This window comes from Halomicrobium urmianum, assembly GCF_020217425.1.
Lineage (GTDB): Archaea > Halobacteriota > Halobacteria > Halobacteriales > Haloarculaceae > Halomicrobium > Halomicrobium urmianum.
The window spans coordinates 1,965,284-1,988,389 of sequence record NZ_CP084090.1 but is presented as its reverse complement, the minus strand read 5'-3'; the positions used below and the strand labels follow the sequence as shown (position 1 = coordinate 1,988,389).

Annotated in this window: 26 protein-coding genes; 10 read left to right on the top strand and 16 right to left on the bottom strand. The window is 69.2% G+C overall.

Annotation, left to right across the window (positions count from 1 at the left end; all coding sequences use genetic code 11):
• The first annotated feature begins 329 nt into the window (after positions 1 to 329).
• Positions 330 to 497, top strand: coding sequence for a hypothetical protein (locus tag LCY71_RS09850; protein ID WP_225332977.1), 168 nt, complete (start codon positions 330 to 332; stop codon positions 495 to 497).
• Between the two features lie 12 nt (positions 498 to 509).
• Here LCY71_RS09850 and LCY71_RS09845 read toward each other — a convergent pair whose 3' ends face one another.
• The gene (locus LCY71_RS09845; RefSeq protein WP_225332976.1) at positions 510 to 1,130 is read right to left on the bottom strand and encodes a protein-L-isoaspartate(D-aspartate) O-methyltransferase; all 621 of its coding nucleotides are present in this window, start codon (positions 1,128 to 1,130) and stop codon (positions 510 to 512) included.
• The gene (locus LCY71_RS09840; protein ID WP_225332975.1) at positions 1,130 to 1,783 is read right to left on the bottom strand and encodes an HVO_0476 family zinc finger protein; all 654 of its coding nucleotides are present in this window, start codon (positions 1,781 to 1,783) and stop codon (positions 1,130 to 1,132) included. The genes LCY71_RS09845 and LCY71_RS09840 overlap by 1 nt, the downstream gene beginning before the upstream one ends.
• A gap of 102 nt (positions 1,784 to 1,885) precedes the next feature.
• Here LCY71_RS09840 and LCY71_RS09835 point away from each other — a divergent pair, with 102 nt between their 5' ends.
• Together LCY71_RS09835 and LCY71_RS09830 are read left to right on the top strand one after the other, a co-directional pair.
• Entirely contained in the window at positions 1,886 to 3,322 is a 1,437-nt protein-coding gene (locus tag LCY71_RS09835) for an ArnT family glycosyltransferase (RefSeq protein WP_225332974.1), read from the top strand.
• A 98-nt stretch (positions 3,323 to 3,420) separates the two neighbouring features.
• The gene (locus tag LCY71_RS09830; protein ID WP_225332973.1) at positions 3,421 to 4,611 is read left to right on the top strand and encodes a hypothetical protein; all 1,191 of its coding nucleotides are present in this window, start codon (positions 3,421 to 3,423) and stop codon (positions 4,609 to 4,611) included.
• A gap of 33 nt (positions 4,612 to 4,644) precedes the next feature.
• Here the strand turns inward: LCY71_RS09830 and LCY71_RS09825 are convergent, their stop codons facing one another.
• Entirely contained in the window at positions 4,645 to 5,637 is a 993-nt protein-coding gene (locus LCY71_RS09825) for an aminopeptidase (RefSeq protein ID WP_225332972.1), read from the bottom strand.
• Between the two features lie 192 nt (positions 5,638 to 5,829).
• Between LCY71_RS09825 and LCY71_RS09820 the strand changes: the two genes are divergently transcribed.
• Positions 5,830 to 6,900, top strand: coding sequence for a type II glyceraldehyde-3-phosphate dehydrogenase (locus LCY71_RS09820; protein WP_225332971.1), 1,071 nt, complete (start codon positions 5,830 to 5,832; stop codon positions 6,898 to 6,900).
• A 141-nt stretch (positions 6,901 to 7,041) separates the two neighbouring features.
• On the opposite strand, the gene LCY71_RS09815 is transcribed toward LCY71_RS09820, so the two are convergent.
• The gene (locus LCY71_RS09815; protein WP_225332970.1) at positions 7,042 to 7,530 is read right to left on the bottom strand and encodes a metallophosphoesterase; all 489 of its coding nucleotides are present in this window, start codon (positions 7,528 to 7,530) and stop codon (positions 7,042 to 7,044) included.
• A gap of 174 nt (positions 7,531 to 7,704) precedes the next feature.
• Between LCY71_RS09815 and LCY71_RS09810 the strand changes: the two genes are divergently transcribed.
• Positions 7,705 to 7,860: a hypothetical protein gene (locus tag LCY71_RS09810; protein ID WP_225332969.1), complete on the top strand. Its 156-nt coding sequence runs from the start codon at positions 7,705 to 7,707 to the stop codon at positions 7,858 to 7,860.
• 17 nt (positions 7,861 to 7,877) lie between these two features.
• On the opposite strand, the gene LCY71_RS09805 is transcribed toward LCY71_RS09810, so the two are convergent.
• Both LCY71_RS09805 and gap read right to left on the bottom strand, forming a co-directional pair.
• Positions 7,878 to 9,089: a phosphoglycerate kinase gene (locus LCY71_RS09805; protein WP_225332968.1), complete on the bottom strand. Its 1,212-nt coding sequence runs from the start codon at positions 9,087 to 9,089 to the stop codon at positions 7,878 to 7,880.
• Between the two features lie 125 nt (positions 9,090 to 9,214).
• The gene (gene gap, locus LCY71_RS09800) at positions 9,215 to 10,225 is read right to left on the bottom strand and encodes a type I glyceraldehyde-3-phosphate dehydrogenase (protein ID WP_225332967.1); all 1,011 of its coding nucleotides are present in this window, start codon (positions 10,223 to 10,225) and stop codon (positions 9,215 to 9,217) included.
• A 175-nt stretch (positions 10,226 to 10,400) separates the two neighbouring features.
• Between gap and LCY71_RS09795 the strand changes: the two genes are divergently transcribed.
• Entirely contained in the window at positions 10,401 to 10,796 is a 396-nt protein-coding gene (locus LCY71_RS09795; protein WP_225332966.1) for an Hsp20/alpha crystallin family protein, read from the top strand.
• Between the two features lie 124 nt (positions 10,797 to 10,920).
• Here the strand turns inward: LCY71_RS09795 and LCY71_RS09790 are convergent, their stop codons facing one another.
• From LCY71_RS09790 to LCY71_RS09770, 5 genes are all read right to left on the bottom strand, one after another.
• Positions 10,921 to 11,622: a hypothetical protein gene (locus LCY71_RS09790; protein WP_225332965.1), complete on the bottom strand. Its 702-nt coding sequence runs from the start codon at positions 11,620 to 11,622 to the stop codon at positions 10,921 to 10,923.
• Between the two features lie 46 nt (positions 11,623 to 11,668).
• Positions 11,669 to 12,145, bottom strand: coding sequence for a DUF5683 domain-containing protein (locus LCY71_RS09785; RefSeq protein ID WP_225332964.1), 477 nt, complete (start codon positions 12,143 to 12,145; stop codon positions 11,669 to 11,671).
• A 73-nt stretch (positions 12,146 to 12,218) separates the two neighbouring features.
• Entirely contained in the window at positions 12,219 to 12,617 is a 399-nt protein-coding gene (locus LCY71_RS09780; RefSeq protein WP_225332963.1) for a hypothetical protein, read from the bottom strand.
• Positions 12,618 to 12,676: 59 nt separating this feature from the next.
• On the bottom strand, positions 12,677 to 13,540 hold the full coding sequence (locus LCY71_RS09775; protein ID WP_225332962.1) for an ATP-grasp domain-containing protein: 864 nt from the start codon (positions 13,538 to 13,540) through the stop codon (positions 12,677 to 12,679).
• Positions 13,541 to 13,744: 204 nt separating this feature from the next.
• Positions 13,745 to 14,275 (bottom strand): 50S ribosomal protein L16, encoded by a 531-nt coding sequence (locus LCY71_RS09770; protein WP_225332961.1) that lies wholly within the window; start codon positions 14,273 to 14,275, stop codon positions 13,745 to 13,747.
• 184 nt (positions 14,276 to 14,459) lie between these two features.
• Between LCY71_RS09770 and LCY71_RS09765 the strand changes: the two genes are divergently transcribed.
• Entirely contained in the window at positions 14,460 to 15,458 is a 999-nt protein-coding gene (locus LCY71_RS09765) for a glutathione S-transferase family protein (RefSeq protein WP_225332960.1), read from the top strand.
• Between the two features lie 524 nt (positions 15,459 to 15,982).
• On the opposite strand, the gene LCY71_RS09760 is transcribed toward LCY71_RS09765, so the two are convergent.
• Both LCY71_RS09760 and LCY71_RS09755 read right to left on the bottom strand, forming a co-directional pair.
• The gene (locus LCY71_RS09760) at positions 15,983 to 16,177 is read right to left on the bottom strand and encodes a cold-shock protein (RefSeq protein WP_225332959.1); all 195 of its coding nucleotides are present in this window, start codon (positions 16,175 to 16,177) and stop codon (positions 15,983 to 15,985) included.
• Complete coding sequence (locus LCY71_RS09755; protein WP_225332958.1) at positions 16,177 to 16,371, bottom strand: cold-shock protein; 195 nt, start codon at positions 16,369 to 16,371, stop codon at positions 16,177 to 16,179. The genes LCY71_RS09760 and LCY71_RS09755 overlap by 1 nt, the downstream gene beginning before the upstream one ends.
• A 161-nt stretch (positions 16,372 to 16,532) precedes the next feature.
• Here LCY71_RS09755 and LCY71_RS09750 point away from each other — a divergent pair, with 161 nt between their 5' ends.
• Entirely contained in the window at positions 16,533 to 17,297 is a 765-nt protein-coding gene (locus tag LCY71_RS09750) for a DUF429 domain-containing protein (RefSeq protein WP_225332957.1), read from the top strand.
• 12 nt (positions 17,298 to 17,309) lie between these two features.
• On the opposite strand, the gene LCY71_RS09745 is transcribed toward LCY71_RS09750, so the two are convergent.
• Entirely contained in the window at positions 17,310 to 18,515 is a 1,206-nt protein-coding gene (locus LCY71_RS09745) for a hypothetical protein (RefSeq protein ID WP_225332956.1), read from the bottom strand.
• Between the two features lie 114 nt (positions 18,516 to 18,629).
• Between LCY71_RS09745 and LCY71_RS09740 the strand changes: the two genes are divergently transcribed.
• Together LCY71_RS09740 and LCY71_RS09735 are read left to right on the top strand one after the other, a co-directional pair.
• Entirely contained in the window at positions 18,630 to 19,439 is an 810-nt protein-coding gene (locus tag LCY71_RS09740; RefSeq protein WP_225332955.1) for an aldo/keto reductase, read from the top strand.
• 51 nt (positions 19,440 to 19,490) lie between these two features.
• On the top strand, positions 19,491 to 20,351 hold the full coding sequence (locus tag LCY71_RS09735; protein ID WP_225332954.1) for a hypothetical protein: 861 nt from the start codon (positions 19,491 to 19,493) through the stop codon (positions 20,349 to 20,351).
• Positions 20,352 to 20,395: 44 nt separating this feature from the next.
• Here LCY71_RS09735 and LCY71_RS09730 read toward each other — a convergent pair whose 3' ends face one another.
• The gene (locus tag LCY71_RS09730; RefSeq protein ID WP_225332953.1) at positions 20,396 to 21,382 is read right to left on the bottom strand and encodes a DUF7972 family membrane protein; all 987 of its coding nucleotides are present in this window, start codon (positions 21,380 to 21,382) and stop codon (positions 20,396 to 20,398) included.
• A gap of 98 nt (positions 21,383 to 21,480) precedes the next feature.
• A complete protein-coding gene (locus LCY71_RS09725) occupies positions 21,481 to 23,079 on the bottom strand; it encodes a spermidine synthase (RefSeq protein ID WP_225332952.1) in 1,599 nt (532 codons plus the stop codon).
• Positions 23,080 to 23,106: the final 27 nt, after the last annotated feature.

Genomic DNA, 23,106 nt, shown 5'->3' with positions numbered 1-23,106 from the left:
CGGGACGGGGCAGATGTATACGGCCAAGTCAATCCAGAAAGTAAAACCAGTCACGGACGCAACGGTCGCCCATCGTGGCGACTCGAAGGAAGTACCTGCTGGCGTTCGCGGGCGGAGCAGTGGTGGGTGGCGGCGGCGTCTACGCCGGGACGTCTGCGCTCTCGTCCTGATACGGCTCCGTCCAGTGGATCAACGAACGCGACGAGGAGGTGTGGGTCGAAACGGTCGTCCGATCGCAGGGAGGTCTTTTCTCCGCGAAGAGCGTCCAGTACCACGAGGAGTATCGAATCTTTCCCACAGAACACTACCGTGCCGGTGACACGAACGTCGTGCAGACGGGGACGTACGAGGTGGAAGTCACCGTCGAGACGATGGATCAGTCGAAGTCCACCGAACCGTTCACGACGACGTGGGCCCCGGCGGGGTGCTATCACCAGACCTTGATCGTCACCGTCACGGACGATCTATCCGTCGAGTTCGACCAGAAGGAGTGCTGATCCGAAGTCCGCCTACTGCAGCCTGACGAACCGCACCGCGCCGTGCGAGTCGCGGTCGAGTTCGCCGTCGGCGCGCTTGCGCGCCCGGACGAGCCGCTGGCGGCCGGTCCCGATGGGCGCGAGCAGCAGCCCCCCGGGACGGACCTGCTCGACGACGGGACCAGGGAACTCCGGTGCGGCGGCGGTCAGGTACGCCCGGTCGTAAGGGGCGTGCGCTTCCCACCCCTCCTTGCCGTCGCCGACGCGGACGGAGATTCCCTCGTAGCCCAGGTCCGCCAGCCGCTCGCGGGCGTCCTCGGCGAGCGATTCGCGGTACTCGACAGTGTAGACGCCCTCGTCGCCGACCAGTTCGGCCGTGACGGCGGCGTGGTAGCCGCAGCCGGTGCCCACTTCCAGCACGGCGTCGCCCTCGCGCAGGTCCAGCAGCTCGGCCATCATCGCGACCATGTGGGGCGCGCTGATCGTCTGGCCCCCGCCGATGGGGAGCGGGCGGTCGGCGTAGGCGTTCCCGCGGCGGTCCTCGGGGACAAATTCGTGGCGGGGGACCGCGCGCATCGCTGCCAGGACGTCCTCGTCGTCGACCCGCTCGGCGAGGCGCTCGACCAGCTCCCCGCGGCGAGCCGCGAAGTCCATCACCAGGCGGACCAGGCCCGGGTCTGCTCGTCCCGGGCGTAGAGCCGCTTGAGGTCCTTGGCCTCGGCCGCGTCGCCGTCCATCTCGTACTGGTCGCGGTCGTAGCCGTGGGCGTCGTCGCGGACGAGAAAGCCCTCGACGGTGAACTCGTTGTCGCCGAACTCGTCGGTCTCGCCGACGGTGAACTCGTAGTCGCCGGGCACCCGGATCTTGAAGCTCTCCGTCTCGTCGTGTGCGCCGTCCTTGGGGTGCATGGTGACGTCGACGGCGACGTTGCCGACCGCCCGGGACCAGATGGTCTCGACGTCCTCGACGGGGGCCTCCTCGACCCGGTCGCCCTCGGTCTCCAGGCTGGTGATCCGGACGGTCATGAGCGCCTCCTCGGCGTCGAGCAGGAACTCCTCGCCGACGGCGAGTTGCTCTCCCTCGGGGACGTCGACGCTGGCGGTAAAGGAGTCGCCCTCCTGGGAGACGACGACGCGCCGCTGTACCTCCTCTTCCTCCGGCAGTTGCTCCTTGTGCGTGTGGTCGCACTCCGTGCAGCGCACGGTGACGTGGCTGCCCGGGCTCAGCACCTCATGGACCGTCTCCAGGTCCGGCGAACACGCCGGGCACGGGAGCGCGACGCGCTCGCCCGGTGTGGCGTCAGTCATGTCTCGGACTACTCAGCGCCGACGTAAATGGTCGTCGTCCTCGGGGTGCCCGTTGCACGCGCCGGTCCGTCGCTTAACTCGGTGGTTCGCGTACGAGGGTGTATGCGCTCCGACCGGCGCCGACTCGGCCTGCTCGTCGCGGTCGCCCCGGTGGCCGTGCTCGCGCCGGTGCTGACGATCCCGCTCCCGGAACTGGACCACGCGGGCGTCGAGATAGCGAGCTACTACCAGACGTTCGCGCTCGTCGAGGACGGGCTGGCCTCCTACACCTACCTCACGCCGCTGGAGACCGGGGCCGGCGTCCACGTCTACGCGTGGCTGAGCGCGCCGCTGTTCGCCGCGGGCGTCACCGAGGCCGGGCGCGTGGTCTCGCTGCTGGCCGCGGTCGGGTCGGCGCTGCTGGTGTGGGGGATCGGCCGGCAGTTGCTCGACTGGAGAGCGGGGACCGTCGCCGCGGCGCTCCTCTGGCTCCACCCGCTGTTCGCCCGCTTCGCGACGCGGTGGTACCCCGAGGCGCTGGGCATCTTCCTGACCGTCGCCGCCGCGTACGCCGCGCTGCGCGACGAGGGGGGCGCGCTGTGGTACGGGCTGGCCCTGGCCGCGCTAGCGCTCGGGATCGGCAACCACCTCTGGGAGGCCAGCGTCGCGCTCCCGGTGACGGTGCTGTACCTGCGGCGACGGGCGCTCGCGAGGGCCGGCGGCGTCGTCGCGGCGACCGGCCTGTCTGTCGGCGCCGTGGAGGCCGTGCAGTCCCTCCAGCCGGCCGGCGCCAGCCTCGTCGAGAGCTACAGCGTCTGGAACCACCCCGGGTTCCTGCTCCGGGTGGACTGGCTGTTCCGCGACGAACTGACGCTCGCGACGCCGCTGGAGGCGGCCGTGTCGCTGACGGTGCCGCTCAGCCTCGTCGCGGTTGCGGCGCTCGCAGTGGCCGCAATACGGGATCCGACCGAGCCGCGACTGCTCCTGCTCTCGTGGCTCGTCAGCGGCCTCACCATCCTCGTGCTCCTCCCGCGGGGGTGGCGGTACCACGACTACTACCTGTGGGCCCTGCTGGCCCCGCTGGCGCTGTCCGGCGGGCTGGCGCTCGCGCTCGCCGTCGATCGGCTGGCGGCCCGCGAAGCCGTCCCGGCCGACGCGGCCGCCGAACTGGTCGCCGTCGCGCTAGTCTGCTCGGCGCTGTTCTACGGCGCCGCGTTCGAACTCGGGCGAACCGGCGCGGACCGGCACAGCGAGATCGACTGGGCCAGAGGCGAGGAGTTCCGGGACGGCGGGGCCGAACTCGCCGCGCACGACGTCGACGACGCGTCGGAGGTCGCCTTCGTCGGCGAGTGGCACTTCGACGACGTCCCGCCGACGTACCTCGACCGCCCCGACGTGGTCCGGGTACTCATGTACGGCGAGGTACCCGTGGAGGGGCGAAAGCTGGCGAACGCCAGCGGGAGCCCGCAGCTGGTCGGGGAGTCGGCGACAAACGCCTCCGAGTGCACCGTCGCCGTGATCAGGAACAGCAGTGGCGTCCACGCAGTGCCCTGTCGGTGACGACCGACGAGGGGCGAGCACCGTGTCGATCGACGGACGCTTCGAACGGCGTCGAAGCCTACACAAGGGCCTTATCTGCGGGTAGCGACCTCTCGATCATGTCCCCGATCGATAGACGACGCCTCCTAGGTCTGGCCGCCGGGTTCGGAACGGCGCTGGCCGGCTGCGTCGGCGGGAACGACCCGGGTGGGTCCGGCGGCGATCCCGGCGACGGATCGAACGAAGGCCCTACGACCGGCGACGGATCAGCGACCGACGGTCCGACGGCGACCGACGGCGGAACGCCGGACCCGGAACTGACCGACGTCGAGTCGATTCAGCTCGGGCCGGCCGTCGAGTCTCCGGAGTACAGCGAGGAGTTCGTCGGCCGGACGACCCTGATCAGTTCACCGGAGCGAGCCGACGCGATCCTCGACCTGGACGCCCTCCCCGAGGACCGCCGCGAGCGCGTCCGCGCGTTCGTCGACGGCACGGACTTCGAGCGATCGTTGCTCGTCCTCGTCCAGTCCGTCGGCCCCGACGCATGCTACCGCGAGGTCGAGGTCTCTGACGCCGAGGTGTCGGACGGGCGCGTCCGGTTCGCGGCGCGGGCCGTGGACGCCAGCGATGGCGACCGGCTGTGCGCCCAGTCCATCACCTTCCCGGCCGCGATCGTGCGGGTCACCGTCGACGGGCCCGTGCCGAGCAGGGCGACTGTGCGGATCACGGACGGTTGGGGCAACGAGGAGACGGTCGAGACAGCGTCCGAGGGGCCGATCGATCCCGCCGACCTCGACGGCTACGTCCGGCCCGACGGGGACCCGCCGGTCGTCCGCGACCCGCTGACCTGCGACCGGGAGGGGTTCGAACGCCTCGGGAGCTGGGTCGACGAGGACGAGTTGGCGTGGGGCGAAGCCACTGCCGGGGACGGCGACCCGGTCTTCGCGCTGCGGGTCGACGCGCTCGAAGCCGAATACGGCGACACGGTCTCGATTTCGATGACCAACGTCTCCGGCGAGGAGCGGGGAACCGGCAACCGCCACAAGTACAACTTGCAGGCGTACACCGACGACGGCTGGCAGGACGTCCGGGGCGTCACCGACAGCGACCCGGTCGGCTACACCGACGAGGGAATCCTCCACGAACCGGGCGAGGGCTTCGAGTGGGAACTGGAACTCACGGAGGAGGGACTCGTCGCGGACCACTCCCACGCCGATCGGCTCGTCGTCTGCCCCGACCTCACGCCCGGTCGCTACCGGTTCGTCTACTGGGAACCGGCCGTCGCCGTCGCGTTCGACCTCGTGGAGTAGCGGCCCCGACCGTCCGGCCTGCGGCTTCGCGGCTCACTTGCTCCGCGGAAGCTCTACTTCTTCCCCGTCAGCGTAGACGGTCGGCTCCCGCAGGATACCGTCGAGGTGGATCGGGGCCTCGGTGTCGCCGCCGATGGCGTGGTCGTCGCCGATGGCGATGTGGACGGTGCCGGCGGCCTTCTCGTCGAGCAGGACGGATCCGACCAGCTCGTCGACGGCGACGTTGGTGCCGATGCCGAGTTCGGCGAGGTTGTAGGCGGCGTTCCGGCGCTGCGCGCCGGAGCTCGACGAGGTCTCCTCGCCGGCGTCGCCGACCTCCGCCGCCGCTTCGATCTCCTCGCGGACGGCGTCGTCGGAGACCTCGGTGACCTGTCCGTCCTCGACCTCGAAGGCGAGTTCGCGGCCCTCGAGCTTCCCGTGGGGCATCATCGTCCCGTCGACGACGAAGCGGCCGTCGGCGGTGGCGGGGCTGACGAACACCTCGCCGGCGGGGAGGTTCGAGAAGTCGCCGGGCTCGTGGACGATGCCGGTGTCCAGTCGCCACTCGCGGCCGCGGGGTTCGAAGGTGATGTCGGTGCCCTGCGGGGAGGTGACCCGGACCTCCCCGGCGTCGCCGACTTGGTCGAGGACGGCGCGGCAGTGCTCGGCGATGGACTCGTAGTCGGCGTCGAGACCGGTCCGGAAGACCGCCTCGGTGATGCCGGGCAGCGTCGCGGCGCGGGCGCCGGCCTCCGTGGCGGCACTGCGGGCTCTGGTGTGGCTGATACTCTTGGTCGTCGGCGCCAGCACCACGTCGGCGTCCGCCATCGCCGCCGCGACGGGAGCGGGCGGCTCCGCGCCGTGCTGCTCGCCGGGCGGGTACCGCAGCAGCACGGCGTCGTCCGTAATTCCGGCGGCCACGTCGTACAGCGCCTCCCCGATCGGGAGCCGCTCGTCGTCGGTGACGACCGCGCAGGACTCGTCGGACTGGAGGTTTAGACACTGCTCGACGGCTGTCTCGGCGGGCGCGCGCAGCGAGTCGTCCATGCCCGGCGATGGGGCCGCCGCCGGATTAGCTCTTGTGACGTCCGATCGACGGACTGGGCGTGGACGGGTGTTTGTTAGACGCCCGTTATGCCGAGGCCCGACGGCGGTTCGACCAGAAGTTACTCCGAAGCGAGTAACTATTTTACACAATCTATCATAAGGAATTTACCGGACTCGGTGCAATGGCTGTACATGCTCCGCGTGGGCATCAACGGCTACGGCACGATCGGCAAACGCGTCGCGGACGCCGTTCGGTCACAGCCGGACATGACGGTCGCCGGCGTCGCGAAACGCACGCCCAACTACGAGGCGCAGGTAGCCCGCGACCGCGGGTTCCCGCTGTACGCCGCGGACGACCGCGGCCATCGGTTCGAAGCGGCGGGGCTGGACGTCCACGGGGACGTACGGGATCTCGTCGGCGCCAGCGACGTGGTCGTCGACGCCACGCCGTCCGGCGTCGGCGCGCAGAACCGCTCCATCTACGAGGAACTGGGCACGCCCGCCATCTATCAGGGCGGCGAGGACCCGGACGTGGCGCCGGTGAGCTTCAACGCCCGCGCGAACTACGGGGACGCCCGGGACGCGGACGCCGCCCGCGTGGTCTCCTGTAACACGACCGGCCTCTCCCGCCTGCTCGCGCCGCTGCGCGAGGCGTGCGGCGTCCGGAAGGTCCGCGCCACGCTGGTCCGCCGCGGCGGGGACCCCGCACAGACCGGACGGGGGCCGATCAACGACACGGTGCCCGACCCCGTCTCGATCCCCTCCCACCACGGCCCCGACCTGCAGACGATCTTCCCCGACATCGACGTCGACACGATGGGGATGAAAGTGCCCGCCACGCTGATGCACACCCACGCGCTCACGATCACGCTCGACGGCGACCCCAGCGCACGCGCCGTCAGGGACCTGCTCGCCGAGGAGTCGCGGGTGCTGGTCGTGCCCGAACACCTCGGCATCGACGGCGCCGGAAAGCTGACCGACTACACCGGCGACGCCGGCCGCCCGCGCGGCGACGTCTGGGAGAACTGCGTCTGGGCCGAGTCGATCACCTGCCGCGACGGCCCCGGCGGCACGGACCTGAGCCTCTTCCAGGCCATCCACCAGGAGGCCGACGTCGTCCCCGAGAACGTCGACGCCGTCCGCGCCGTGGCCGACATGGCCGATCGGGAGACCAGCGTCCGCCGGACGAACGAGGCGCTGGGCGTCGGATCGGGGCTCGTGACTCACGAGCCCTCGCGGGTGGCTGACGCCGCGGACGACTAAGGCGAGGAACCTCGAAACGGCGAGCGGGAGTGAGCAACGCGAGCGACACGCGAGCCGCGCGGTCGTGACCGCAGGGAACGTCCTCGAATAGCGATCGGGAGCGACCCGAGCGAGGCCACATCCGAGCCACGAGGTTCCTCGCTATGGCCGCTCGAACTCGATTTCACCGGATCCTGTGTCCAGAAGGCCGATCTCCGCCGGCTCGGGCGCAGGCGGGATGGCGATGCCCCCGGGATTGATCCGGACCGTGCCGTCGCGCTCCTCGTGGACCTGCTCGTGGGTGTGCCCGTGTAGCACGTAGTCGTAGCTGCCGCACTCGACGAGGGCGTCGACGATGGGCTCGCTGGTGCCGTGGTAGACGGCGAACTCCTGACCGTCGAAGGTCAGTTCGCCCAGCTCGCCGAGGTACCGTCCGAACGCGTCGATCTGCGGCTGGAGGCTCCACTCGCCGTCGTTGTTGCCCCGCACCGCGTAGAAGTCGAAGCCGCCGTCGAAGGGGGCCGCCGAGAACGGCGCCACGAAGTCGCCGCAGTGGATCACCGCGTCGGCGTCCGCGGACTCGAACCGGTCGACGGCCGCCTCGACGAGGTCGAGGTCGTCGTGCGTGTCCGAGACGATGCCGATCAGCATGTGCCGACGTTGGCCCGGTACCGCCAAGAATCCCGGCGGTCCCCTCGCGCCGTCGCATACGGATTCCAATAGGTCGTAGTACCGCTTGCTGTCCGGCGGATTTACTCTAATTCGAGTACGTATTTTACGATATCCAACACAAGGAATTAGGTTGCCGGGGCCGTATCGGTGGGTATGTCCCGCACTTCGGGTCGCGAAGACGGCGAGACCACCGACGACTGGGACGACCGCCACGCCCGCATCGAGCCGCGCCGCGACGGCCGCCCCGTTCGGGCGGAGCGGTCGGGCGACGACTGGGCGGTCCGTCACAGTCGGACGAAGAACAACTGAGATCTGGAACGCCGATCCTAGTCCTGCAGGAGCACGTCGACGCCGACCAGCGACTCGCCGGTCAGCGCGCGGATGTAGGCGCCGCCGGCGATGGAGACGTGGTCGAACTCCGCTTCGCTCATGCCGTACATCTCGATCGCGCGGGAGGTGTCGCCGCCGCCGACCACGGAGAAGCAGTCGGTCTCGGCGATGGCCTCGAGGGCCCCGACGGTGCCGACGGAGAAGCGCTCGTCCTCGAACATGCCCAGCGCGCCCTTCACGAAGACGGCCTCTGAGTCGCGGATGATCGGCGAGTATGTCATCACTGTCTCGCTGCCGACGTCGAGGTAGCCCGTGTCCTTCTCCTCGATGTCCTCGACGGCGACCTCTGCGCGGTCGCCCTCGTCGTCCTCGTAAGCCAGGTCCACGGCCAGGGTGATCTGGTCGCGGTGCTCGGCGAGCATCGACTCGATCTTGTCCTGGTTGGCCTCCCACTGCTCGTCGAACAGGTCCATGTCGCCGACGTCGCGACCGACCGCGTACCCGTCGGCCCGGAGGAACAGCTCGCCGGCGATGCCGCCCAGCAGGAAGTCGTCGACCTTCTCGTCCAGCGCGGTCATCACGTCGATGACGTCGGTGGCCTTGGTGCCGCCGACGACCATCGTCACTCGCCCGTCGAACTCCTTCTCGGCGATGGTGGTGTTGGCCTCGTACTCCGTCTCCATGACGCGGCCGGCGTAGGCGTCCATGACCAGCGGGAAGCCCACGAGGGAGGCGTGCGAGCGGTGGGCCGCGGAGTAGGCGTCGTTGACGTAGGCGTCGAACGCCGGCGCCAGCGTCTGGACGAAGTCGGTCTCGGCCTTCACCTCGGGCTCTTCCTCGGGCAGTTCCTCGTCGCACATCCGGGTGTTCTCAAGCAGGAGGACGTCGCCCGCCTCCAGGCCCTCGATGGCGTCGAGCGCCTCGTCGCCGAAGGTGTCGGCGACGAAGCCGACGTCGACCCCGGCGTGGTCCGCGAGGATGTCTGCGTGCTGCTCCAGCGAGACGAAGGTGTCCCGGCCGGGCCGGCCCTGGTGGGCCATCAGGGCGACGCGGTGGTCGGCGTCTGCCAGTTCCCGGACCGTCTCCGCGTGGCGCTCGAAGCGCCGGTTGTCCTGCACCTCGCCGTCCTCGACCGGGGAGTTCAGGTCGAGGCGAGCGAGGACGCGCTGTCCGTCCTCGAGGTCGTCGAGCGTCTGGAAGGAAACCATAGGTCTGGTCGAAGCGACGGTCGTCCCCGAGAAAAAACCGCGTGATCCGAGTCCGGTAAGATGTGAGAGCGCGGCGGAATCGTCCGACACCGGACGGTGAAGAAACCTAGACGGAACGGACCGGTTCAGTTCTCGGCGACGTACTCGCCGACGTCGAGCATCCGGTTGGCGAAGCCGTACTCGTTGTCGTACCAGGTCAGGACCTTCGTCAGGCCGCCGACCACGTTGGTGTTCTCGAGGTCGACCAGCGTCGAGTAGGGCTGGCCGAGCACGTCGCGGGAGACGATCTCGTCGTCGGTGACGCCCAGCACGCCCTCCAGTTCGCCCGCGGCGGCCTCCTCGAAGGCTGCGTTGACGTCGCCTTCGGTGACGTCCTCCTCGAGCTCGACGACCAGTTCCGTGATGGAGCCGTCGGGGACGGGGACGCGCATGGCCATGCCGTCGAGTTTGCCCTCGAGTTCGGGCAGGACCTCGGTGGCGGCCTGGGCGGCGCCCGTGGACGTGGGAATGATGTTCTCCGCGGCGGCGCGGCGACGGCGGGGCTTGCTGTTGGGGCCGTCGACGAGGTTCTGGGTGCCCGTGTAGGCGTGGACGGTCGTCAGCTGTCCGGACTCGATGCCGAACTCCTCGTGGAGCACCTTGGCGACGGGCGTGACGGAGTTGGTCGTACAGGAGGCGTTGGAGACGACGTCCTCGCCGTCGTACTCGTCGTGGTTGACGCCGTAGACGAGCTGCTTGACGGGCTCGTCGCCTTTCGGCGGCGCGGAGATGACCACCTTGTCGGCGCCGGCGTCGAGGTGCTGGCTGGCGTCCTCCTTCGTCCGGAAGATGCCGGTCGCCTCGAAGGCCACGTCGACGTCGAGTTCCTCCCAGGGGAGCTGGGTCGGGTCCGTCTCGTGGAAGACACCGGCCTCGAAGTCGGTCCCCTCGACGGTGAGGGTCCCCTCCTCAAGGGCGACTCCGTCCAGGCGACCCATGACCGAGTCGTACTTCGCGAGGTACTCGAACTCCTCGTCCTCCATGACGTCGTTGATGCCGACGATCTCGACGGCGTCGCTGTCGAGAGAGGCACGGAAGACGTTCCGGCCGATGCGCCCGAAGCCGTTGAGACCGACGCGAACGGGATCGCTGCTCATACCGACTAGAAGGCCAGTCAGCACGAGTAAAGTGTTTACGAAGTGCCCACAGAACGAGTGAGAAAAATCATTATCGTTCAAAATCGAAAACCATCTGACGCCGATCCGGCCGCCGTAAGCCGAGGTTACCGCGCCCGAAGGTTTATTCCGTGGGCTGGTCATAGGCCCGTTCAGGATGAGAGGTGACGACCGCGACGACCCCTTCGACGAGTTCTTCCGGGAGCTGGAGCGGATGATGAACGACGTGATGGGCGCGAACGGGGACGTCCACATCGAACGCGGCGGGAGTGGGCCGGAGCCGACGAGCGACATCCACCTGGACGTCCACGAGACGGACGACGAGGTTCGGGTCGTCGCCGACGTGCCGGGCGTAGACAAGGAAGACATCGACCTGAAGTGCGACGGCAAGGTACTGACCCTCGACGCGACCGCGACGCAGCGGCAGTACAGCGAGCGACTGTCCCTGCCGACCAGCGTCGACGAACACTCCGCGAGCGCGACGTACAACAACGGCATCCTCGAGGTCACCTTCGACCGCGCCGAGGACGCCAACGACATCCGTCTGGACTAGCGGTTCGCGCTCGGGACGGGCTTCTCTACTTCTTTCACTCTCCAGCGTCGTCCGAACCTGCGACTGCGCCGTCGCCGGCACGAGGCCGCTCGGATCGAGGCCGCTCGCTGCGCTCAGAACCTCGCTACTCCTCGGGCGCGTACTCGCTCCGCCCGACGTACGAGAACTCCTCGCCCGCGCGCTCGACGCCCGGGATCGACGCCAGCCCCGGCTCGACGACCTCCGACCACCAGCCGGCGTCGGGGGAGTCGTAGGCGCCCTGCGCCACCGGGAAGACGTCGGCAACCAGTTGCTCGCGACCCGCCTGCCCCCGGTCGCGCACGTAAGCGTAGGCGTGCCGCAGCGCCTCGCGCCGCAGTTCAGCCTGGTCGGGCGTCCCCGGCGGGTCGAACGCCTCGATGGCCGACGTCGGCGGCTCGTACTCGAGGACGTCCTCCTCCTGGGGGCCCGGCGGCGGCGAGTCGACCGTCTCGGCCTCGCGTGCGCCCGTCTCCGCGCCCGTCTCGACCGCCTGGGCCTCAGTCTCCGTCACCGTCTCCTCGTCGTCGGGGTCGGCGTCGACGCCGTCGGACGAGTCCGACGAACCTCCGCTCGCTGCCCCCGCGGAGTCGTCGTCGCCCAGCCGCCACACCTGCCCCGGAGCGAAGTCGTCGTCGCCCTCGACGAGCCCCCGCTCCGCCATGTCGTCCAGCTGGACCCTGACGTCGTCCTCCGTCACGGACAACTGGTCGGCGACCTCCCAGGCGTACAGCGGCCCGTCCATCTCCTCGAAGACGGTCAGGACTGCCTCCGGGTCGACGTTCGGCCCGCGGTCGGGATCGCTCATACGAACTGTTGGGACGCCAACGGTTTCAGTCCACGGCCGGCTCAGATCACTCGTCCCAGTCGCCGCTCGTCGTGTCCCGCTCGTCGCGCGCACCGGGCCGCTGCCGGTCAGGCGCGGCCACGTCGTCCGTGCGGCGCTGGTCGGGGCCGCGCTCGGCGCGCGTGTACGCGTCGTAGATCGAGTACACCCAGATCGCCGGGTACAGCAGGAAGCCTACGAGGATCATGGTCGACCCCATCGCGAGCAGCGCTCCGACGATGAACGCGATGCCCCGCATCAGTTCCCGGTTGTAGATCTGTCCGAGGCCGGGGAACAGCGCGGAGAGGATGGCCGCGACGACGGGGTTACCGCCCTCCAGCGCCGAGTCGACCGTCGACTCGATCGGCGACTGCGGCGGCGGCTGCTGGCGGACGCCGCACTCCGGGCAGATCTCGGCCCGCTCGCTGATGATCGACCCGCAGTTCCGGCAGTACACCTCGTCGGGACCGGGTTCGCGGTCCGACGACGCCGATGGCTCTGACATACAGGGATGGACGCCCGGAGGCGACTAAGCGTTGTCGCCACTGCGGGTCCACTTCCGTCCGCACCGCTGCGGCTTACTTGCCAGCGGCCGCCCCGTCCGCCCGCGTGTACGCGTCGTAGAGTGCGGACAGCCACAGGGCGAACGCGACGGGTATCGCGAAGACGGAGGCGAACCCGGCGGCGAACGGCACCGCGAGGACGAGAGCACCCGCGAGCGCGAATCCGGCCCCGCGGCCGAACTCCCGGAGGGAGAGGTGACCCAGTCCGGGAAAGAACGCGGAGAGACAGCACGCCACGATCACCGCGTTCGACTCGATCGGCGCGAGCAGCGACGACTTCGGCGACGCCCGCCGCCGAACGCCGCACGCCGGGCAGCGCACGGTGCGGTCGCTGATCCGCTTCCCGCAGTCCCGGCAGGTCGCCGAGTGGAGCCTGGAGTTGCCGACGGACGCGTGGTCCGAATCGCCGTCCATACTCCCGGTGACGGTCGCCTGGTATATATCAGATTTCCTGACCATCGGCGTCCCGAAGCTCAGCGTTCCGCCGTCTCGCGGATCAGCGCTGCCAGATCGTCCCAGAACCCGTCCGCGTACTTCGTCGCGCTGTCGATAGTCGGGCGCGCGTTGGTCTCGTTGACCACCGCGCGGTCGTCGGTGACCAGCAGGTCGACGCCGAGGAAGTCGACGTCGAGCGCCGCGGCGGTCAGCTCGGTGAGGCGACGCAGATCGGGGTCGAGGTCGACGCCCGTCGCCTCGGCACCGCGGTGGACGTTGTGCTTCCACCGGCCCTCGGCGAGAGCCTCGTCGGGGAGGCGGCGCTCGACCGCACCGACGTACTGGCCGTCCAGCACCATCGCGCGGTAGTCGCGGGCCTCGGGGAGGAACTCCTGAACGAGGAAGGACTGATCGCCCGTGGCCCGGTAGTCGTGGACCAGGTCGAGGTAGTCGCAGACGCCGAGGAAGGAGTCCAGATCGGCGGCCTTCGCCACGCCGACGCCTCGCGTCGTCGCGTTGGGCTTGACGACGACCGGCGGATCGAACCGCCGGAAGGCGTCCCGGAGGTCGGCCTCGTCGACGGGGTTGGAGACGACCACTGTCTCCGGCGTCGGGACGTCCGCTCGCCCCAGGCGCGCCAGCGCCTCGCCCTTGTGCCGGGACCGCAGGACCGCCTCTCGGCCGTTCACCCAGGGGACGTCGAGTAGCGCGTCGGCCACGCCGCCCTCCGCCAGCCGCGGCGGGAACACGAACCCGACGTCGTACTCGCCGAAGGCCGACCCGTCGAGCGGGAGCGTCCGCTCCGCGGTCTCGACGTAGTCGACCTCGATCCCGCGCTCGCTCAGCGGCTCACGCATCCGCTCGAAAGTCGCCGCGTCGGTCGCCACCGCCAGGCGGAGCATGCCGCAGAGTTAGAACGACCGATACAAAGGTCATCCGCTCGCCGGCCTACTCGGACCCCTCGCGAGTCAGCCCCGCGTACGCCGCGCCGAGGTAAAACGTGAAACGGCGCCAGGCCGCCGAGAACACCGGAAATCGCCGTAGCCGGCCGACGCGAATAGCTATCGCTCGGCGATCAGCGCGTGAGAAGGGGAGTTCTGATTGACTTACGCAATCAGGAGCTCTTCTCCCCGCTCGACCTTGATCCGGCACGGGGGCGTGATCTTGTTGTAGGCGCGGCGGAACGCCTCCTTGACGGCGTCGGCCTGGTCCACGTCGCAGTAGGCCGTGAAGAGGCGCTCGTTGGCGTCGATCCTGGCGGCGGTGCCGACGATCTTGCCGAAGGCCTGTCGCATCCCGTCGGAGACACGGTCGGCGCCGGCGCCGGTCGCCTGCTTGTTCTCCCGGATGACCTGGTGGGGGAACTTCCGGAGGACCATCTTGTAGTTGCCCTCGCCGAGTTCCTTGATCAGGTGGCGGTTGGCCGAGAGGCGCGAGGCCTCCAGTGAGCCGTGGCGGATCTGGACCTCCTCCTCGACGATGAGGCTGATCTGGACCGGGTAGTCCTCGGGGTCGGTCTCCTTGTCCCCCATCTTGTGCTGTGCGATCTTGGAACCGGGAATGCCCGTGATGTACTCCCGTCGGGTGTACGCGGGCTTGTCGATTTCCCGGTACATCGAGGCTGGCTTGTCCGACATGGATACTCTTGGAAAAGACCAGGCCGAGCGACCAAATAAACCCGTCGAAGCCGCGACCGGCCGTGCGAGGGCGTGTCACTCCGGGTCCGAGCGGTCGAATCCCGTCGCCTCGCGCTCGGTCCGGTGACACTGGGGTTACCTCGCTGGGGTGTTTATCTCCGTCCAGCGCCTAGCCGTGGACACCATGAACATGCTCGTGGACGGCGAGTGGCGGACGGACGTCTATCAGACGACGAACGAGGAGGGCGAGTTCGAACGCCAGACGACGAGCTTCCGGGATCGAATCGAGGACGACCCGGACGCGCGCTTCCAGCCCGAGGCGGGCCGGTATCACCTCTACGTCTCCTACGCCTGCCCGTGGGCCCACCGGACCCTCATCACGCGGGCGATCAAGGGCCTCGAGGACGCGATTTCGGTGAACGTCGTCGACCCCTACCGCGACGACGACGGCTGGCAGTTCGCCCCCGAGAAGGAGAGCTGTACCCAGGACACCGTCAATGGCGCCGACTACCTCCGCGAGGTGTACCAGGAGGCCGACCCCGACATGACCGGCCGCGTCACCGTGCCGGTGCTGTGGGACAGACAGGAGGAGACCATCGTCAACAACGAGTCCGAGGAGATCATGCGGATGCTGGACACCGAGATGAACGGCGTCGCCGAGCGCGACGTCGACCTCTACCCCGAGGGCTACCGGGACGAGGTCGACCGGATCGTCGACGACATCTACGAGCCGATCAACAACGGCGTCTACCGGACCGGCTTCGCCGACTCGCAGGAGGCCTACGACCGCGCCGTCACGGAACTGTTCGACGCGCTCGACCACTGGGACGACGTGCTGGCCGACCGGCGCTACCTCGCCGGCGACCGCCCGACGGAGGCGGACGTCGCCATGTTCACGACGCTGGTGCGCTTCGACGAGGTGTACCACACGCATTTCATGTGCAACCACCAGTTCGTCCGGGAGTACGACAACCTCTGGCCGTACCTCCGGGACCTCTACGGGACGCCGGGCTTCGGCGAGACGGTAAACATGGACCACATCAAGGAGCACTACTACACGACCCACCCCGACGTCAGCCCGAAGCGGATCGTCCCGATGGGCCCCGACCCGGACTTCGAGGCGTCCCACGACCGCAACGAACTCCCGGGCGACCCGCCCGAAGCACTGCTCGAACTGGCCTGAAGCGAGCGCGGTGTGCGACGCCGGGGGGATGCCGGACCTCCCGCACTCACCGACCCGAGAAACCCCGTCTCCAGACGGTTCGGCCGTCCGCCGGCGACTGCCTAAACGTGTAGGCAACAGTACCTTTTGGCTTCCCCCACTCTGTACTGTTGCCGGGCGTACCACATCCCGGCCACTCCCCACCCCACCCACCCCGTCCCACCGACCGCCACCCCCACAGCGGACACCGCCACGCGATGCGAGGGCCCGCACCCGGCCCTCGCTCGCGTCCCCGTTCTCTGGATTTCCCGGCACCCGGTTTCTCACGCTCCTCCCACGTGTCGAGTCACTGACGTCGCGTTTTCGATCGATTACAGCGTAAACAGTTCGCGTCGCTGTCGGTCGTCACTCGTCACGTCGACTGGACGAGCGACGGCCGCACCGGAGCGGGCGAGCGGAGTCACCCGCCGGCCGGCGTCGTCACTCGAACCGTAGCGCCGAAAGAAACCGGGTCGCCGTGTGCCTGTACGAAAGGAGTGTCCGACTTACAGTCGGGTGAGGTTCGACGCGCGCGGGCCCTTGTCGGCCTGCTCGATGTCGAACTCCACTTCCTGGCCTTCCTCGAGGTCCGGGCCGCCGACGTCTTCCATGTGGAAGAACACGTCGTCGTCCGCGTCCTCGGTCTCGATGAAGCCGTAACCGCCCGTGTCGTTGAAGAAGTCGACAGATCCGGAGGCCATTAGAGGCGCTCCAGGTTGGTCGCGCGGGGGCCCTTGTCGGCCTGCTCGATGTCGAACTCCACTTCCTGTCCCTCTTCGAGGTCCGGGCCACCGACGTCTTCCATGTGGAAGAACACGTCGTCGTCCGCATCCTCAGTCGAAATGAAACCGTAACCGCCAGTGTCGTTGAAGAAGTCAACTTCGCCTTGCGCCATTGCTTCTAATCGGATGGGTGGGGGACATATAGGCCTTGTGAGGGTCACGGTACCATGACCGTAACGACCGCCTCGCGGGCGTCCGTCGCAGCGATCGAGGCCCCGTCGGCGAGTTTCGGTCCGCCGTGCCCTTTTTGTCGACCGGCGCGCACTCATCGGGCATGGCAGACGACGTCTGGGTCGGGGCCCACTACTGCGGTGACCGCTGGCTGGCGATGGCCTTCGACCGGGACGGGTACGCGTCCGCCGCGGTCCACGCCGACGTCGGCGACCTCTGGTTCGCCAGCGAGGACGCCGAACGCGTCGTCCTGGACGTGCCGGTCGGACTGCCTTCGGAGGGAGCGAACGGCGAAGTCGTGAGCGACGATGCTGGGTCCCGTCGCTGCGACAGGCTGGCCCGGGAGCTGCTGGGCGAGCGCGGCGAGACGGTCGCCTCACCGCCCGTGCGGGAAGCCGCGCGGAAGCGCCGGTACGCCGTGGCCAGCCGGGCCCACGAGCGCCGGACCGGGCGCGATCTCTCGCGTCGCGCGTTCGAGCTGCGCGACGCCGTCAGCGTCCTCGACGACCTGCTGGAGGAGTTCCCGGACGCGCGCGAGGTGATGACCGCCAGCCACCCGGAACTGGCCTTCCTGGCCGCCGCGGACCACCCCGCCGAGCACGACCGCGACACCGCCGGCGGGTACGCCGAGCGGATGCGCGCGCTGGCCTCCATCGACCGCGACGCCCCGCCCGCGGTCCAGTCCGCCGCCGAGGCCGCGGGCGGGAGCGACGTGGCCGTCGCCGACGTCCTCGACGCGGCGCTGCTCGCCTACACCGCGCTCCCCCGCGCGGGCCGCCTGCGGTCGCTTCCGCCGGATCCGCCCGTAGACGACCGGGGCCTGCCGAAGCGGCTCGTCTACCGCTCGGAGACGCCCCTCACGGAGTGAGGGCACCGGCCGTCAGTTTCCGAAGCCGAGTCCGAGTCCGATCTCCGCGTCCGGTCCCTTGCCTGGGTTGTCCTCCGGTCCCTTGCCGGGGAAATCGTCTCGCTCCCAGCCGCGCTCCGGGTCGTCTTCGTCATCGTCGTCGTCTTCCTCGTCTTCCTCGTCGTCATCGTCGTCGTCTTCCTCGTCTTCCTCGTCGTCGTCTTCCTCCTCAGCCTTCTCAGCTTTTTCTTCAGCCGTTTCTTCGGCTTTCTCAGCCTTTTCCTCAGCCTTTTCTTCGGCTTTCTCCTCGTTCTCCTCCTCAGTCTCGGTTTCCGTCTCCGTCTCGGTTTCTGTCTCGGTGTCTGTCTCCGTTTCCGTCTCGGTTTCTGTCTCGGTGTCTGTCTCCGTCTCCGTCTCGGTGTCTGTCTCCGTCTCCGTCTCGGTTTCCGTCTCAGTCTTCGTCTCGGTCGCGGTCTCAGTCTCCGTCGGCGTCTGCTCCGCCGTCACCTGGCTCGTGATCACGACGGACTGATCCAGCGAGAGGGACGTCCGATCGGGGTTCGACCGGTCGCCGGAGAGGAACTGCCAGTCGGTCACCTCGCCCTCGTAGTACTGGCCGTACAGCGCGGCGTCTCCGTTGTAACTGGGGTCGATCGCGACCTCGAAGTCCTCGCCGAGGTGGCCGAGCACGCCCCCGTCGGTCGCGCTGTCGCCCCAGGTCCAGTCGACGGTGTGCTGGCCGCCGTCGACGGACCACTGGTCGTGGTTCGTGGTGGCGATCTCGCCGGACTGGCGGTCGCGGTAGAAGTCGTCCCGGACGAGCCACCCCGTCGCGGGGTCGACGGTCAGATCCCAGGAGACGGCCCCGCCCGACCCGCCCGGCGCGTCGTGAACGGCGACGAGACTCAGGCCGTTCGGGCCGTCGTAGAGGAAGGAGATGGTGGTGTCCTCCTGCTGGAGGTCGTGCGTGCCCGCGGACTCGTAGTACGGCCCCTGATCGGTGCTGGTCCCGCCGTAGCCCGTCTGGTCCGGCGGAACGCGGTAGTCGTACAGGTCCTCGACGGGTTCCTCGCCGGAGAAGGGCTCGACGGGGATCCGCCGGTCACCCTGTCGGACCTCGTACTCGGCGGTCGAGTCGCTGGACTGCGCGGCGACCGCTCCCGCGGCGCCGCCGGTGAACAGCGTCCCGAGCGCCTGCAACACGGTCCGTCGATCGGATCGTCGCTGGCCGTCTGACATGATCGTCGGAAGGGGTCGTTCACCCATTGTTATGGATCGTTAAACGGACCGCCGGGGTCGATCGAGTGTTGTCAGTACCAGTAGATGGAAGGGCGTCCTGTTCCATCGAAGCCTATGCCGATCGATCTCCCCCGACTTGGGCTCGGGACGTACTCCGACGACGACCGCGAGCAGTGGACCGACAACGTCCGCACTGCACTGGACGTCGGCTTCCGAATGGTCGACACCGCGCAGGTCTACGGGAACGAGACCTACGTCGGCGAGGGGCTCCGCCAGTCCGGCGTCGACCGCGAGGACGTCTTCCTGGCGACCAAGACCGTCCACCACGACGTCCCGCCCAGCGCCGACCAGGTGCCCGGGGCCATCGACGGCTGCCTGGACCGGCTGGGCGTCGACGCGGTCGACCTCCTGTACGTCCACTGGCCCTCCGGAATTTACGAGCACGAGGCCGTCCTGCCGGCCTACGACGAGGCCTACGAGTCGGGGAAGACCCGCCACGTCGGGCTCTCGAACTTCACGCCGGAGCTGATCGACGAGGCGACGGACGTCCTCGACGCGCCGCTGGCGGCCCACCAAGCCGAGATGCACCCGCTGCTCCCCCAGGAGGAGCTGGTGGCTCACGCTCAGGAGCACGACTACTGGCTGGTGGCCTACTCCCCCCTGGCGAAAGGCGAGGTGTTCGAGGAGCCCGCCATCCGGGAGGTCGCCGAGAAGCACGACGCCAGCCCCGCGCAGGTCAGCCTCGCGTGGCTACTGGAGAAGGACAACGTCGCCGCCATCCCCAAGGCCAGCAGCCGCGAGCACATGGCGGCGAACCTCGCAGCGCGCGACCTAGAACTGGACCAGGAGGACCTCGACCGCATCGACGCCATCGACCGCGAACACCGCGTCATCGATCCCGATCACGGGCCCTGGAACTGGTAGCCAGAGCTTTCGCCCAGAAGACACTTACCGGGACCGGGAAGACGGAGCGGCATGCATCGCAGCGAGTGCCTCGCCCTCCTCGGCGCTCTTCCGCTCGCGGGCTGTCTCGACGACGGCTCCGGCGAAGCGACGCGAACGTCGGACGCGACGACGACCGGTGACGCCGCGACCGCGACGGACGACGCTGCGACCGCGACGGCCGCCGACGCGCCAGGAGGGGTTCTCGACCTCGGCGAGACGGCGGCGACCGACGGACCAGTCGACGTGACCGTCGAGTCGGTGAGCGTCCAGCGATCGGTGATCGACGCGCACACCTGGTGCGAGCTACGGGAGCCGGCTGAGACTCAGGTGCTGGTCGCCGAGACGGCCGTCGAGCGCGACGGGGCGTCGTTCGGAGTGCGGCTGGACGGCGAGCCCGTCGACGTGACGAACGTCTCCCTCCACGGCGATACCCGACAGCAGGCCGTGACGGTGCCCGTCCGGTCCGCCGAGCGGGGCCTGCTCGTCCTCGACGAGGGCGACGAGCCCGCCTGGTCGCTGCCGGACGACGTCCTCGACCACCTGGGGAGCGCCGCCGAGTTCCGCCTGCGGGAGGCCGTCGTTCGCGAGGCCGACCACGGGGAGGCCTCGGATCGAGCGAGCGAGAGCGAGCGGAGTGAGCAACGCGCGAGCAGCGAGGGCGACAGCGGAACGGAACTCGCCCTGACCGTCGAAAACAGCGGCGACCGCGACGGGACGTTCAGGGGCATCGTCGTCTCGGCCGTCGCCGCCGACGCCGACGCGGGCGTCGGGTTTCCGGTCCCGGCCGACGAGACGGTCACTGAGGTGGTCCGGGACGACGTCGTCCGGAACTGGGAGCCGACGCCGACTTCGTCCACGACGTCGGCCCGGACACGCGCCGCTTCGTCGTGAAGCACGCCTGACGATGCCGGGCGTGAGCCGGTCCGACCCGCGGCTCAGTCGCCCTCGATGGTCGTCTCCGGCGGGACGAACGTCCCGATCGAGACCGTGTACAGGGACACCGTCGCCACGCGCAGCAGCGACGCGACCAGCACGGCGAGCGGCGAGAGGATCACGGCCGTCGCGACCACGGAGACGGCGGGCAACGCCGCCGGATCGATCGCCGGCGGCACGTTCGAGCCGGTGTAGACCTGCGAGAAGAAGTAGGTCGCGAGCACCGCCGGAACGCCGGTGTAGATGAGCGACCGGGAGAGCCGGGCGAGTTCCTGCTGGAGAGTCAACGTCTTGAAGAACTGGCGCATGGTCGCGATGGCCTTCAGCAGCTCTAGCGCGTCGTCGAGGGCGTCGTCGGCCGTCTCGGTGAGGTCCTCGCCGTACCGGCTCCGGAACGCCCGCGTCGTGTCGAGGTGGTCCGCGTAGTCGGTCCCGAGCGTGAGCAACAGCACCTTGAACGGGTCGGCGATGTCGTCCGCCGTCGCGAGGTCGGCGGCGTAGTCGGCGACCTCGGCGGCGTACTTCTCGGCGTCGTCTCCGGCGTCGAGAGTCACGGCCGAGCGTTCCACCTCCCGGCGGAAGTCCCCGACGCGACGCTTCAGGGAGTCGGCGAGCAGTCCCAGGAAGGCACTCGGGTCGTTCGGGCTGACGTCCACGCCCGCGATGTCCTCGACCGTGTGCCGGTAGTCGAGGGTGCCCTCGAGCTCGTCCGAGAGGTTCCCCGCCGAGCCGAACAGCCGCGAGAGGATGAGCTGGTTGATCGACAGGGCGACAGTGAGCAGCGTCAGCAGGCCAGAGAGGAGACCGCTCGACAGCGCCGTCGAGAGGTTGCTCCCCGGGCCGACGTAGACGAGACCGAGCCGGATCAGCAGCGCCGCGAGGGCGGCGAACGTCAGTGCGAGGACGGCTGCGACCCCGAGCCGGTTCCCGGTGATAAACAGCCAGCGAGTCACGGGATTCGGGACGTCTTCGGCCCACGGCTTGCTCATCTGGCGATCACACCCCGCAGTAGGCCTCGGAGGGGGTTAAGTGATAGGCCGATGTCAGGTGTCGTTCGTCCGGCGGCGAGCGGGGGCGATGGCTGGGCTCACCCGGGCGTCCCCGGCGCCGTCGTCCGGCTCCCGTTCGGGCCGGTCTCGGCGACGACATACTCCTGGCCGACCATCGGGTCGAGCAGGCGGTCGACGGGGGCGCGGTCGTCCCGCAGTACGGGCGCGTCGCCGGTCCGGCTCGTCCGCCGGTAGTCCTCGACCTCCTCGCTCAGGTCGATCCTGAGGTCCCGCCGAGCCTCGCGCTGGCGCAGCTCCTCGCGGGTAACGGGCTCGTCGTGCTTGGTGGCTACGAGCTGGACGTTCTGGACGACCGGGGCCTCGACCGTCGGGAAGGCGTACACCTGCGGATAGACGCTCTCGGCGGTCCGGTACTCCGCGCGGTAGAACTCCGACCCCGGCCCGCTGGGCGCGGCGATCAGGTTCATGTAGAAGACGCCGTCCTCGTCCATCCGCTTGCTGGCGAGCAACATGAACTCCCTCGTCGTCATGTGGAAGGGTACCTTGTCCTTCTGGAAGGCGTCGACGACGACGACGTCGTAGGTGTGGTTGGTCTGCCGGAGGAACCGCCGGCCGTCGCCCTGGTAGACGTTCAGCCGCTCGGACTCCTCCAGGCTGAAGTACTCCTCCGCGACGTCGATCACCTCGGGGTCGAGTTCGACGGCGTCGACGGTGACGTTCTCGTACTCCGCGGCGAACCGCCGCGGGCCGGTGAACCCGCCGCCGCCGACGAACAGCACGCGGTCGATCTCGTCGACCCCCTCCTCCGTGAACAGCAGCGAGGCGTGGAAGTACCGCGTGTAGGTGAAGACGTGCCGCGTCGGGTCGGATTTGTCCATGGCGCTGTGGCGCTGACCGTCGAGGTACAGCGTCCGGGTGTCCCCGCGGTCGGCGACCCGCAGCTCCTGGTAGGGCGTCTGGGTCTCGTAGACGGTCACGCCCTCGACGCCGACGCCGGCGACGCCCGTGGCGACGGCGGCGACCAGCAGGAGTCCCACGCCGAGGCTCCGGAACACTGGCTCGCGAGACAGCGGCGTTCCGTACAGCGCGACCGCGGTGACCACCGACAGCCCCCCGAAGACGAGGCCGATCAGGTCGACGCTCAGCCACGGGATCAGGAGATAGGTCGTCCCGAACGCGCCGACGATGCTGCCGACCGTCCCCACCGCGTAGACGTGGCCCGACGCCTCGCCCGTGCTGGTGGACTCGACCAGCTCCGCCGCGTAGGGGCTGACGAACCCCAGCAGGTACGTCGGCGGGCCGAACAGGAGGACGACCGCGGGCAGCGACGCCAGCCGCGAGGGCAGCGGGAACCCCACCGTCGACCGCATCAGCAGGTCGCCGGCGAAGATCAGCAGCGCGACGTACAGCGCCGTCAGCAGGAAGACCCGCGCCATCCGCCGCTCGGAGGCGTCGCTGGCCGCCCGCTTGCCCCCGCGCCAGTACCCGTAGCTCAGCGCCGCCAGGAACACCCCGATGATCGTCCCCCACGTGTAGATGCTGCTGCCGAACTGCGGCGCGATCATCCGCCCCGCGAGGATCTCCAGGCCCATGCTGGCGACGCCCGAGACGAACACTGCCATCTCCGGGCCGGACACGTCGGGGACCTCGGGAAGTTCAGAGCGGCGGACACCCATTGCCGCAGACGTTGTAGCGGGGTGACA